Annotated in this window: 11 protein-coding genes; 4 read left to right on the top strand and 7 right to left on the bottom strand. The window is 73.0% G+C overall.

Annotated elements, in window-relative coordinates:
* Both LDO26_RS15050 and LDO26_RS15045 read left to right on the top strand, forming a co-directional pair.
* A partial coding sequence (locus tag LDO26_RS15050) for an L-serine ammonia-lyase (RefSeq protein ID WP_232129935.1) occupies window positions 1-725 on the top strand: 725 nt, incomplete at its 5' end.
* A gap of 64 nt (window positions 726-789) precedes the next feature.
* Entirely contained in the window at window positions 790-2163 is a 1374-nt protein-coding gene (locus LDO26_RS15045; protein WP_232131910.1) for a putative porin, read from the top strand.
* A 67-nt stretch (window positions 2164-2230) separates the two neighbouring features.
* Here the strand turns inward: LDO26_RS15045 and LDO26_RS15040 are convergent, their stop codons facing one another.
* The 7 genes from LDO26_RS15040 to LDO26_RS15010 all read right to left on the bottom strand — a co-directional run bounded on the left by LDO26_RS15040 (window position 2231) and on the right by LDO26_RS15010 (window position 9687).
* On the bottom strand, window positions 2231-3529 hold the full coding sequence (locus LDO26_RS15040; RefSeq protein WP_232131909.1) for a DUF58 domain-containing protein: 1299 nt from the start codon (window positions 3527-3529) through the stop codon (window positions 2231-2233).
* A 31-nt stretch (window positions 3530-3560) separates the two neighbouring features.
* Window positions 3561-4553, bottom strand: coding sequence for an AAA family ATPase (locus LDO26_RS15035; protein WP_232131908.1), 993 nt, complete (start codon window positions 4551-4553; stop codon window positions 3561-3563).
* 40 nt (window positions 4554-4593) lie between these two features.
* Entirely contained in the window at window positions 4594-5742 is a 1149-nt protein-coding gene (locus LDO26_RS15030) for a DUF4350 domain-containing protein (RefSeq protein WP_232131907.1), read from the bottom strand.
* Window positions 5742-7358 (bottom strand): DUF4129 domain-containing protein, encoded by a 1617-nt coding sequence (locus LDO26_RS15025; RefSeq protein WP_232131906.1) that lies wholly within the window; start codon window positions 7356-7358, stop codon window positions 5742-5744. Before LDO26_RS15025 ends, LDO26_RS15030 begins: the two co-directional genes overlap by 1 nt.
* Window positions 7348-8346, bottom strand: coding sequence for a stage II sporulation protein M (locus LDO26_RS15020; RefSeq protein WP_232131905.1), 999 nt, complete (start codon window positions 8344-8346; stop codon window positions 7348-7350). The genes LDO26_RS15025 and LDO26_RS15020 overlap by 11 nt, the downstream gene beginning before the upstream one ends.
* Entirely contained in the window at window positions 8343-9026 is a 684-nt protein-coding gene (locus tag LDO26_RS15015; protein WP_232131904.1) for an RDD family protein, read from the bottom strand. The genes LDO26_RS15020 and LDO26_RS15015 overlap by 4 nt, the downstream gene beginning before the upstream one ends.
* 118 nt (window positions 9027-9144) lie before the next feature.
* Window positions 9145-9687: a gamma carbonic anhydrase family protein gene (locus LDO26_RS15010; RefSeq protein ID WP_232131903.1), complete on the bottom strand. Its 543-nt coding sequence runs from the start codon at window positions 9685-9687 to the stop codon at window positions 9145-9147.
* Window positions 9688-9750: 63 nt separating this feature from the next.
* On the opposite strand from LDO26_RS15010, the gene LDO26_RS15005 reads away from it, so the two are divergent.
* Both LDO26_RS15005 and xth read left to right on the top strand, forming a co-directional pair.
* Entirely contained in the window at window positions 9751-11148 is a 1398-nt protein-coding gene (locus LDO26_RS15005; protein ID WP_232131902.1) for an aldehyde dehydrogenase family protein, read from the top strand.
* Between the two features lie 84 nt (window positions 11149-11232).
* Window positions 11233-12006, top strand: a complete 774-nt coding sequence (xth, locus tag LDO26_RS15000) for an exodeoxyribonuclease III (RefSeq protein ID WP_232131901.1) — start codon at window positions 11233-11235, stop codon at window positions 12004-12006.
* Window positions 12007-12197: the final 191 nt, after the last annotated feature.

Raw genomic sequence — 12197 nt, 5'->3', positions numbered from 1 at the left:
CGATGCAGTCGTGCGTGGCGCGCGGCATCCGCCAGACCGGCACCCTGCCCGGCGGCCTGCACGTGACCCGGCGCGCGCCGGCGCTGCACGCCGAGCTGTCGTCCAAGCCCGAGGCCGGCATGCGCGACCCGCTGACCGTGCTCGACTGGGTCAACCTCTACGCGCTGGCGGTCAACGAGGAGAACGCCGCCGGCGGCCGCGTCGTCACCGCGCCGACCAACGGCGCGGCCGGCATCCTGCCGGCGGTGCTGCACTACTACGACCGCTTCTGCCCGAACGCCGGCGAACAGGGCGTGTTCGACTTCCTGCTGACCGCCGCTGCCGTGGGCATCCTCTACAAGGAGAACGCCAGCATCTCCGGCGCCGAGGTCGGCTGCCAGGGCGAGGTCGGCGTGGCCTGCTCGATGGCCGCCGCCGGCCTGACCGCCGCCCTCGGCGGCACGCCCGGCCAGATCGAGAACGCGGCCGAGATCGGCATGGAGCACAACCTCGGCCTGACCTGCGACCCGATCGGCGGGCTGGTGCAGATCCCCTGCATCGAGCGCAACGCGATGGGCGCGGTCAAGGCAATCAACGCCTCGCGCATGGCCTTCCGCGGCGACGGCAAGCACAAGGTCAGCCTCGACAAGGTCATCCGCACCATGCGCGACACCGGACGCGACATGCGCGACAAGTACAAGGAAACCTCGCGCGGCGGACTCGCCGTCAACGTCATCGAATGCTGAACGTTCCACTTCCCCGGCAACGCCGTTGCCGCCCCCTCAACGCTCCCCGTCGCAGGCCACGTCCATGTCTCACGACCGCATCGAATCCCGCATCGCCCTGCTGCCGCATGCCACGCTCGCGCTGGCGCTGCTCGGCGCCGGGCTCGTTCCCGCCCACGCGCAGGATCCCGCACCGGACGACCTCGTTGCGCTGCGCGCCGAACTGGCGGCGCTGAAGGCCGAACAGGCCGAGCGCGATCGCAGGATCGAACGCCTCGAAGCCGCGCTCGACCGGGCGGCGGGAACGACCCTGGCGGCCGCCCCGCCGGCCGCACAACCGCTGGCCGCGACGCCGCCCGCGTCGGCCGCGGTGCCGGCACCCGCAAGCGCGGGCGCGGCGTTGCCTGTCGCCGGCGTGTCCCCCGGCGCGGGCCCGGCCGATCGGCTCAGGATCTCCGGCGACCTGCGCGTCCGCGGCCAGGGCGACTGGTCGGACGACGACGGCAGGAACCGCGCCAGCGCCCAGCTGCGCGGGCGCCTGGGCGCGACCTTCGCGGTCAACGACCGGGTCACCATCGGTGCGCGCCTGGCCACGGGCGACAGCGACGACCCCAACAGCACCGACGTGCAGCTGTCGAACTGGCTCGACGACCTGGACGTCAGCCTCGACATGGCCTACGTCCAGCTCGGCTTCGACCAGCTGACCCTCTTCGGCGGCAAGTTCCCGCAGCCGTTCGTGCGCACCGACCTGGTCTGGGACGGCGACGTGAACCCGCAGGGCCTCGGCGCGACCTGGCGCAGGCCGCTGGACGGCGGCGGCGCGCTGCGCGCCAATGCGCTGGCATTCATCGTCGACGAACAGGCCGCCGGACCCGACAGCACCATGCTCGGGGCGCAGCTGGGCTACGAATCGCCGGCGCGCGGCCACTGGAAGTTCGATGTCCACGGCGCCTATTACCACTACGACCTCGGCAGCACCGCCGGCGCCGACGCCGGCGATTTCCGCAGCAACCTGCGCAATCCCGACGGCAGCTTCCGCTCGGATTTCCATCTGGCCAACCTGCTGTTCGGCGTGAACTACGCCGGCCTGGGAACGCAATGGCCGGTGCGGCTGGTCGGCGACTACGTCCGCAACCTCGGCGCGGCGACCGGCGACGACACCGGCTACGGCGTCGACCTGATCGTCGGCAAGGCCTCGGCGGCGCGCGACTGGCGCGTCGCGTACGGCTATTCGGCCACCCAGGCCGACGCGGTGCTGGCCGCCTTCTCGCACGACAACATCGGCATCGCCACCAACTACCGGCTGCACAGCCTGACCGTCGATTACGTGCCGATGCCCAGGACGATGATCAGCGCCTACTGGTACCACTACCGGCCCTACGGCGCCGCGCACGCCGGAGCCAACGATCCGAACGACTGGCTCGAGCGCCTGCGCCTGGCCTTCCTCGTGAACTTCTGACCGGCAGCGGCCTGCGGGCCGGCGGCAATCGATCGCGGCCGCCGGCCGCGGCGCGGGTTCCCGCCGCCTACAGCAACCCGTCCCGCTTCACCGCCAGGTAGCGCTCCACCAGCGCGGCCGGCAGCTCGGCGCCGGTGACGTCGAGCACCATGACGCGGTGGTTGCGCAGGGCGTCGTGGGCGGCCTTGCGCTGGGCGAGGTAGCGCGCGGTCGCGCCGGCGCGCACGGCATCGGCATGGTCGTGGACCGGCGCGTCGAGGACGTCGTCGAGGGCGCGCTCACGCAGCGAGGCCACGATCACCAGGTGCCGGCGCTGCAGCATGCGCACCGCGGCCAGCACGTCCTCGATGTCCTCGTCGCCGAGGTTGGTCACCAGCATCAGCAGGCCGCGCCGGCGCTGGCGCAGCGACAGTTCGGTGGCCGCGGCCAGGTAGTCGGTCGCGACCGGCTGCGGCTGCAGGTCGTAGCTGACCCGCAACAGCGTGTCGATCGCGCCCATGCCGCGCTGCGGTGCCATCCAGCGGGTGTCGCCGCCGGTCGCGAACAGGCCGACGGCGTCGCCCTGGCGCAACGCCAGATACGACACCACCAGCGCGGCATCCAGGGCGTGGTCGAAATGCGCCAGCGCGTCGTCCTGCGCCAGCATGCGCCGGCCGGTGTCGAGCACGACCACCAGCTGCTGGTTCTTCTCGTCCTGGTATTCACGGGAAATGAGCTTGCGTGCACGCGAGCTGGCCTTCCAGTCGATCTGGCGCAGGCTGTCGCCGATGCGGTACTCGCGCATCTGGTGGAAGTCGGTGCCCTCGCCGCGGCGGCGCTTGATGTGTGCGCCGACCAGCCGCGAGGCCTGGTCGGTGCCGAGCAGCGCCAGCCGGGTCAGCGGCGCGAAGTTCGGGAACACGCGCACGCGCTGCGGCAGCTCGACCTCGCGCTGCTGCCGCCACAGCCCCAGCGGCGACAGCAGGCGCAGCTGCACGCCGGCGAACCGGGCCTCGCCGCGCAGCGTCGGCCGCAGGGTATAGGCCACGTGCGCGACGGTGTCCGGCGCCAGCCGCAGCCGCCGCGGCAGGCCCTCCATCGTCCAGTGCGGCGGATGCAGGTCGTGCACGTCGAGCCGCTGCGCGCGGCTGCCGCCGATCCGCAGTTCGACGTCGCGGGCGATGCCGATCGACCAGGCCTCCGGCGCGAGCCGCGTCACCGACGGCGTCGGCCGCCGCACCAGCACCGCCAGATCGACGATCGACAGGGTCAGCAGCAACGCGCCGAATCCCTGCCACGGCAGGATCGCGACCGGCCACAGCGACGCGGCGATACCGGCCAGCGCCCACAGCACCAGCGCGACGATCAGCGGCACGGACGGCCTCATCGGCGTGGGTTTCCGGCGGCGAGCAACGTCGTCATTTCCGCGGCGCGTCGACCCGTGCCAGCAGCGCCTGCAGCACCTGGTCGGCGCTCTGGCCCTCGATCTGCAACTCCGGGGCCAGCGCGATGCGGTGGCGCAGCGCGGGCGGCGCGATCTCGCGGATGTCGTCGGGGGTGACGAAATCGCGGCCCGACAGCACCGCCTGCGCACGCGCCGCGCGCACCAGCGCGAGGCTGCCGCGCGGACCGGCGCCCAGCGCGATGCCCGGCCACTTGCGCGTCGCCGCGACGATCCGCACCGCGTAGTCGACGACCGCGGCATCGACCACCGTCGCCGCGGTGCCCTGCTGCAGCGCGACGATCTCGCCCGGCTGCAGCACCGACGCCAGCTGCGACAGGTCGAAGTCCGCCGCGACCTTGCCGCCGCTGATCGCGGTGACCATCGCCACCTCGTCGGCATGCGCCGGATAGTCGATCAGCACCTTCAGCAGGAAGCGGTCGAGCTGCGCCTCGGGCAGCGGATAGGTGCCTTCCTGCTCGACCGGGTTCTGCGTGGCCAGGGTCATGAACGGCGGCGGCAGCTCGAAGCTGTGGCCCTCGATCGTGACCTGCTGTTCCTGCATCGCCTCGAGCAGCGCCGACTGGGTCTTGGCCGGCGCGCGGTTGATCTCGTCGGCCAGCAGCAGGTTGGTGAAGATCGGGCCGCGGCGGACGACGAAGGTCTCGCTCCTGGTGTCCCACACCGCGTGGCCGCTGACGTCGCTGGGCATCAGGTCGGGGGTGAACTGCACGCGCGCGAAGCCGCAGCCGAGCACCGACGACAGCGCGCGCACCAGCAGGGTCTTGCCGAGGCCGGGCACGCCCTCGATCAGCACGTGGCCGCCGGCCAGCAGGGCGACGAGGATCTGGTCCAGCACCTCGGGCTGGCCGATGAAGGCCTTGGACACTTCGTCGCGCACGGCGGCGACGCGTGCGGCGAGGGCCTCGCCGGTGACCGGCTCGGGCGGGGCGACGGGCAGTTCGGTCATGGTCGCGCGCTCATCGGTTGCGTCCTCATCGGGTTCGTCCTCACAGGTTGTTCCTCATCTGGATCAATCGGGCGATGCGCTGGCGCAGGCCGCCGGCGTCATCGGAAGCGGGGGACTGCAGCGCCTGGCGGACATCCGCCGGCGACATGCCCAGGCGCACGGCGATGGCTTCGGCCCGGGCATCGCCTTCGAGCGCGGCGGCGAACGGGTCGCGCCGGCGCAGTCGCGCCAGGAAGGCGTCGCGCACCGCGGCATGCAGCTGCGCGCCACGACCGTAGCGCAGCAGGTGTTCGCCGGCGGCCTGGACGTGTTCGAGCAGCGCGCGCCGCGCCGGCTGCGGCGTCGGCAGCAGCGGACCGAAGCGCCGGGTGCGCATCCACAGCCACGCCAGCAGGGCCAGCAGCAGCGGTCCCCAGGCCATCCAGCCGCGGGTCAGCAGCAGCTGCCACAGCGGCGGCACGCTGGCGGCGTAGATCAGGTGCACGCGGCCGGCGCCGTAGTTGGGCGCCAGCACCTGCCGCGCCAGCGTCGCGTGGGCCGGTTCGCGCAGCTGGGCGTTCTCGAGGAAGTCGAGATCGGCGAGCACGTCGACGCTGCCGGCGCCGCGCGCCAGCCGCGCGAACACCAGGCCGGCGTCGTAGTCGCCCCAGATCAGCTGCGGGTCGTCGGCGAAGAAGCGCTGGCCGTGGCAGAACTCGACGTGCGGCGGCTGGTCCTCGACCTGCATGCCCTCGCAGCGCGCGCTGCCGGGTTCGACCTCGATACCGAGCTGCGGCAGCAGTTCCCAGTCCCGCAGCGTGGTGGCGCGCGCGCGCGGCGGCGGCGTGCGCACCACCAGATGGCCGCCGCGCCCGACCCACGCCAGCAGCGGCGCCACCTCGGCCGCCGGCAGGGTCCGCGGGTCGCCGAGCAGCAGCACGGTGTCGCGATCGCCCAGCGCTCCCGCGCCGGGGCGGCCATCAGCGGGGACGCCGTCGCCGTCACCGAGCCGCAGCCGCTGGCGCGACACGGCGTCGATGCCATCGGCGCGCAACGCCAGCTTCAGTGCGTACAGCGGGTTGTAGCCGGCCTCGCCGCGCGGCGGCAGGTCGACCTCGCGCTCGACGCGCTCGTAGGTATGCAGCCACCACGCCACGAACAGCGCGACCAGCAGCATGCCCAGCACGATCAGGCCGATGCGCCGCAGCATCAGCCGGCCCCTCCGGCGCCGGCCGGGCCGCTGCCGGTCGAGCCGAAACGCGGGCCCAGCACGTCCAGCAGCGCGTCGAACTCGGCGTCGCCGGGCAGGCGCCGGGCGTAGGCCGCGCGCTGCCACACCCGCACCACGCTGGCGAACGCGGCGCGGTCGGCGGCCTCGGGCATGCGCCGCGATATCCGCAGGCATTCGGCCTCGGTCGCGCCCGGCACCAGCGTCGCGCCGGCGCGCGCGGCCATCGCCTCGACGCTGCCGCGGTACAGCAGGGCAAGCGCATCGCGCTGGCGGCCTTCCCGCCACAGGCGGCGTACCGCAGTGGGCAGGTCCGCGGGCAGCGGTTCGGGAACCGCAGCCTCGGAAACGCCGATCTCCCGGTCCTCGCGCACCGGTCCGCGCAGGCCGGCGCGCATCCACGGCCACCAGCGCCTGGCGGTCAGCGCCAGCGCCGCGACCAGCACGCCGAGCACCAGCCACAGGCCGTACTCGGCGATCGTCGACAGCAGCACGATCAGCCACTGCAGGCCGCCGAAGTCCGGCAAGGTGTCGCGTGGCCGCGGCGTCGCCGGGTCGCGCTTCTGCCAGCCGACCTCGGTGCGCTTCGGGCTGAGCAGCGGGTCGGCATAGGCGGTGTCGACCGCATCGACGAACGCGCCGCTGTCGACGACCGCGTCCTCGAACACGCGCGGCAGGGTCGCGGTGGCGATGCCGGCGTCCGCGCCGCTGTCGCGCGCCTGCCGGTCGTGGCTCCAGGTCTTGGTCGGTGCCACGTCGGCGCGTTCCTGCGCCGGTGCGGGCACGGGCGCCGACAGCAGCAGGCCGCAGGCCAGCAGCGCCGCAAGCGCGGCACCGGCCGGGACGATGCGCGCGCGCAGGCGCCGGAACGCGATCTCCAGGTCCCAGGCCTCCAGCTGCGTGCGCCGGTTGAGGTACAGGCCGAAGCCGGCGGCCACGAAGAACGGCTCGACCACCCCGACCGCGATCCACAGCGCGAGGACGAGCAGCAGCTGCGCCCAGCGCGGCGGGTTCTGCGTGGCCAGCGTCCACGCCGCACGCGCCGACTCCGACAGCAGCTCGTTGGGCACGAACAGGAACACCAGCAGCAGCAGCGACAGCAGCAGCACCGCGGTGAACAGCAGGCAGATCGCGGTCAGCAGCAGCACGTGGCCGCCGATGCCTTCGACCAGCACGCGCCGGCGCATCTTCAGCTGCGGGCCATGGATGCCTTCGAGCAGGTCGACCGGCAGCGTCACCGCACGCCACGGGCTCAGCCGCCGCCACGTCAGGTGGCCGAGCAGCGGCCGCCAGCCCCAGCGCAGCTGCGCGGCCAGCGTCCGCCGCCAGCCCGGCGCCTCGCCGAACACCGCGCGCGACAGCACGAACAGCGGAATCCGGTCCAGCACCGGCTTGATCCACAGCAGCAGCAGCGCCGCCAGGCCGAGCCGGTCCAGCGACCAGCCCAGCGCGGCGACCGCGACGAACACCGGCAACCCCAGCAGCAGCCACGGGACCCAGATCGCCGCCGCATGCCGGCGCACCAGGGCATTGCCCAGCTCCATGGCCTCCCACGGCGAACGCGGGCGCAGCTCGACCTGCACGGTGTCAACGCGCATGCACGTCTCCGCGGCCGCCGCGCCACAGCCACAGCAGGGTCAGCAGCCACAGTCCGCCGCCGACGCCGAACTTCACCGGGTCGGGGATCGAACCGGTCGACGACCAGAACGCCTCGACGAACGCGGCGAACACCAGCATCGCCAGGATGCCCAGACACAGCTTCCCGCCGACCCGCCCGGCGGCGATCAGCGCGTCGATGCGCCGCATCCGCCCCGGCGCGACCAGCGCCAGCCCCAGCCGCAGCCCGGCCGCGCCGGCGATGACGATCGCGCTCAGCTCCGGCGCCGAATGGCCGACGACGAAGCGCCAGAACGGTCCGCCGTGGCCGATCTCCTGCAAGTGGCCGGCTACCACGCCGAAGATCATCCCGTTCGACACCAGCACCACCGCGGTGCCGATGCCCGCGAGCAGGCCGCTGGCGAAGGTGCGGAAGCCGATGCTGACGTTGTTCCAGATGTAGAAGCCGAACATCTGCATGTCCGACTGGCTGTCGCGGTTGAAGGCCACGTCGGCCGCCGCCGGGTCGTACATCGCCTCGAACTCGGCCAGCTGCTGCGGCTGGAACACGCTGTGGACGATGTCCGGCCACTGCAGCACGGCCACGTAGAAAGCCACCATCGGCAGCGCGAACAGCGCCAGCGAGGCCCACAGGCAACCGCGCTGCGCGCGTACCAGCCGCGGGAAATCCGCCAGCAGGAACCACAGCGCGCGCCGCCACGGCGGCGGCGGCGGGCGGTAGAGCACGTTGTGGCCGGCCTGCATCAGCGCCTGCAGCCGCGCGGTGACCTGCGGGCTGTAGCCGCGCCGCCGCGCCAGCGCCAGCTGCTGGCAGATGCGCCGGTAGCGCGCCGGCACGTCCTCGTCGGCGATGCCGGTCCAGCCGCGGGTGGCGCGCGCGCGCCGCGGACTGCCGCCGCGCGCGTCGAGCCAGGCCTCGAACGCGTCCCATTCGGCCGCATGCCGGGCGATGAAGGTCTCCTGCCTCACGCGCGCCGGCCCAGCAGCCAGTTGGCGATGCCCAGCAGCCGCGCCACGCCGCGTTCGCCGCGCGCATGGGTCACCGGCGCGACGAGGTCGGCCAGCTCCTGCTGGCGCTCCGGGGTCAGCGTATGCGCGCGCTCGGCGAAGGCGATGACCGCGGCCTGTTCCTGCGCCCGCAGCGGCACCGCCGGCGCCTGCGCGACGACTTCCAGCGCCTGCAGCCGGATCCGCTCGCGCGGGGCGTGGATCACCAGCGTACCGGCAACCATGTCGCCCAGCCGCCGGCTCCACGGGTCGGCGAAGCTGGCCACCAGCCCGGCCCCGTAGCCGAACGGCAGCATGTCGACGGTGCGCATCAGGTTGCGCACTAAGCTGGCCATCCAGCCGATCGGCGCGCCGTCGGCCGCGACCACGCGCAGCGACATCGCGCGCTTGCCGGGCGTCTGGCCGCCGAACCGCGCCTCGAACACCACCGGATAGGCCCAGACGATGACGAACACCAGGATCAGGTTCAGCCCCGATCCGAAGCGTCCGACCATGCCCAGCACGACCGCACCCACGGTCAAGATCGCCCCGCGCAGCAGCAGGTCGATCAGCCACGCGACCGCGCGCGGCACCGGGCCCGCGGCCGGCAGCTGCAGCGCGACGCCCTCGGGCGTGTGCACCTCGCGGACGGTATCGAGCATCAGGCGGATCCGGCCACGCACGCCATCGCACGTGGTCCGCCCGTTGCTGCCGCCTTGCGTGTCCGCTCCCGCATCGTGCTCCGCATCCCCTGCCGGCGATCGCCGGCCATTGCCGCCGTCACCCCGCCATGGCGGCGAGATATTCGTCCTTGAGCCGCACGTAATGCCCGGCGCTGTAGTACAGCCCCTCGATCTGCGCCTCGCTGAGGCGGCGCACGCAGCGCGCCGGATTGCCGACCCACAGCTCGCCCTCGCCGACCACCTTGCCCGGCGCCACCAGTGCGCCGGCGGCGACCATCGCGTGCCGCTTCACCACCGCGCCGTCGAGCACGATCGCGCCCATGCCCACCAGTACCGCGTCCTCGATCGTGCAGGCATGCAGGATCGCCTTGTGGCCGATGGTCACGTCGCTGCCGATGACCGTGGCGAAACCGCCGAGCTTCGCGTGCGGCCCGTCGTGGCTGACGTGGATCACGGTGCCGTCCTGCACGCTGGTGCGTGCGCCGATGCGCACGTGGTTGACATCGCCACGGATCACCGTCGCCGGCCATACCGACACGTCGTCGGCCAGCGCGACGTCGCCGATCACGGTCGCCGCCGGGTCCACGTACACGCGCTCGCCGAGTTGCGGCGCGGTGTCTCGATAGGGACGCAGGTTCATCGCCCAAGTATGCCTGCTGCCGCCTGCCGTTGGCATGCGCCATGCGGCGCTACACTGCACGCCATGGATTGCGACAGCACCCCGCTCGACGCGCTGGCGCCGACCCTGGCGCGGCTGCGCACGCACTGGCAGGCGGCGCGGCCGGACGCGGTCCAGCGGCGCAACGACCTCGCCCGGCTGCGGGATGCGCTGCGTCGCCGTCTCGACGAGATGGCGGCGGTGGTCTCGGCCGATTTCGGCCACCGCCCGCGCGCCGAGACCCTGCTGGCCGACGGCATGACCGTGCTCGGCGAGATCGACCGCCTGCGCCGCCACCTGCGCGGCTGGATGCGCCCGCAGCGCGTCGGCGTGGGCTGGCGGCTGTGGCCGGCACGCGCGCAGCTGCGGCGGGTGCCGGTCGGCGTGGTCGGGGTCATCGCACCGTGGAACTACCCGGTCAACCTCGCCCTGATCCCGCTGGCGACCGCGATCGCCGCCGGCAACCACGTCTATCTCAAGCCGTCCGAGCACACCCCGCGCACCAGCGAATTCCTGCACTCGCTGCTGGCCGAGGTGTTTCCGGTCGAGCGCGTCGCCGTGGCCCTGGGCGACGCCGATGTCGGCGCCACGTTCGCCGCGCTGCCGTTCGACCACCTGGTGTTCACCGGCTCGACCGCAGTCGGCCGCAAGGTCATGGCCGCCGCGGCCCCGCACCTGACCCCGCTGACGCTGGAACTGGGCGGCAAGTCGCCGGCGATCGTCTGTCCGGACTACCCGCTGGACAAGGCCGCCGCGCGGCTGGTCACCGGCAAGCTGTTCAACGCCGGCCAGACCTGCATCGCGCCCGACTACGTGCTGATCGACGCCGCGCGCCGCGATGCGCTGGTCGAGGCGATCCGCCGCGAGGTGCGGGCGCGCTACCAGGGCGACGCGGCGCAGGACCTCGCGCACATCATCAACCCGGCCCAGCGCGCGCGGCTGCGGGGCCTGCTCGACGACGCGGGCGGACGCGGCCTGACCGTGCTGCCGCTGCTGGACCTGCACGGCGACGGCCTGCTGGCGCCGACGCTGGTGATCGAGCCCGGCGACGACGCGGCGGTGATGGGCGAGGAGATCTTCGGCCCGATCCTGCCGGTGCTCTCCTACGGTTCGCTCGACGAGGCGATCGCCTTCGTCAACGCCCGCGACCGGCCACTGGCACTGTACCCCTTCAGCCACGACCGCGCGCAGGTCGAGTCCATCCTGCAGGCCACGCTTGCCGGCGGCGTCACCGTCAACGACACCCTGCTGCACTTCGCCGCCACCGGCCTGCCGTTCGGCGGCATCGGCCCCAGCGGCATGGGCGCCTACCACGGCCGCGCCGGCTTCGACGCGATGACCAAGGCGCTGCCGGTGCTGTGGCAGTCGCGACTCGCCGCCAGCGATCTGCTGAAGCCGCCGTACGCGCGGGTCCGCAGGCTGGTCGATTTCATCGCCCGCTGATGCCCCGGCGTCGCCTGCGGACGATCCCGCCGGCGCGGTGACGCCGCGTCTACAATCGGCAGCCGCCCGCACCGGAGCCTGTGGATGAAGATCGCCAGCTGGAACGTCAATTCGCTCAACGTGCGCCTGCCGCATCTGGAACAGTGGCTGGGCGAGGCGCAACCGGACATCGTCGGCATCCAGGAGACCAAGCTCGACGACGCGCGCTTTCCCGACACGGCGCTGGCCGCGCTGGGCTACCGCAGCGTGTTCTCCGGACAGAAGACCTACAACGGCGTGGCGCTGCTGGCGCGCGGGCACGCGCTCGACGACGTGCAGGTCGGCATTCCCGGCTTCGACGACGAGCAGAAGCGCGTCATCGCCGCGACGGTGGGCGGCGTGCGCGTGATCAACCTCTACGTGGTCAACGGCCAGGACGTCGGCACCGACAAGTACGCCTACAAGCTGCGCTGGCTCGATGCGGTGCACGACTGGGTCGCGCGCGAACGCGACGCGCACCCGCGGCTGGTCGTGCTCGGCGACTTCAACATCGCGCCCGATGCGCGCGACGTGCACGACCCGGCGGTGTGGAACGACGACCACATCCTGACCTCGACCGCGGAGCGCGCCGCGCTGCAGCGCCTGTTCGCGCTCGGCCTGCACGACGCGTTCCGCCTGCATCACGACGAGGCCGGGGTCTTCAGCTGGTGGGACTACCGCCAGGCGGGGTTCCGCCGCGACCTGGGCCTGCGCATCGACCTGACCCTGGTGTCCGACGCCCTGCGCGCCGAGACCGTCGCCGCCGGCATCGACCGCGAGCCGCGGACCTGGGAGCGGCCGAGCGACCACGCGCCGGCATGGGTCGCGCTCGGCGGCTGAGCGGCGCGCCGTGCAGGGCGGGCTTTCGCACCGGAAAAGTTCGTCTCCAATTCCCCGGGCGTAGGTCGGGGCAACGCCCCCGACGCCAGGACGCCCGGTCAGCCCACGTCGGACGGATCTCCCCACACCTCGCGAACCCGGACAGCGCACGTCGGCCGCGCGGGGCCGACCTACGCAGGATCGGCCATCTT

This window comes from Proluteimonas luteida, assembly GCF_021191695.1.
Lineage (GTDB): Bacteria > Pseudomonadota > Gammaproteobacteria > Xanthomonadales > Xanthomonadaceae > Luteimonas > Luteimonas luteida.
This window is presented reverse-complemented; position numbering and strand designations above follow the sequence as displayed.

Bases quoted from the DNA above. Each gene is read 5' to 3' on its own strand.
- LDO26_RS15015 (WP_232131904.1), bottom strand. From the start codon at position 9,026: ATGCTCGATACCGTCCGCGAGGTGCACACGCCCGAGGGCGTCGCGCTG.
- LDO26_RS15010 (WP_232131903.1), bottom strand. From the start codon at position 9,687: ATGAACCTGCGTCCCTATCGAGACACCGCGCCGCAACTCGGCGAGCGC.
- LDO26_RS15045 (WP_232131910.1), top strand. From the start codon at position 790: ATGTCTCACGACCGCATCGAATCCCGCATCGCCCTGCTGCCGCATGCC.
- LDO26_RS15040 (WP_232131909.1), bottom strand. From the start codon at position 3,529: ATGAGGCCGTCCGTGCCGCTGATCGTCGCGCTGGTGCTGTGGGCGCTG.
- LDO26_RS15025 (WP_232131906.1), bottom strand. From the start codon at position 7,358: ATGCGCGTTGACACCGTGCAGGTCGAGCTGCGCCCGCGTTCGCCGTGG.
- xth (WP_232131901.1), top strand. From the start codon at position 11,233: ATGAAGATCGCCAGCTGGAACGTCAATTCGCTCAACGTGCGCCTGCCG.
- LDO26_RS15030 (WP_232131907.1), bottom strand. From the start codon at position 5,742: ATGCTGCGGCGCATCGGCCTGATCGTGCTGGGCATGCTGCTGGTCGCG.
- LDO26_RS15005 (WP_232131902.1), top strand. From the start codon at position 9,751: ATGGATTGCGACAGCACCCCGCTCGACGCGCTGGCGCCGACCCTGGCG.
- LDO26_RS15035 (WP_232131908.1), bottom strand. From the start codon at position 4,553: ATGACCGAACTGCCCGTCGCCCCGCCCGAGCCGGTCACCGGCGAGGCC.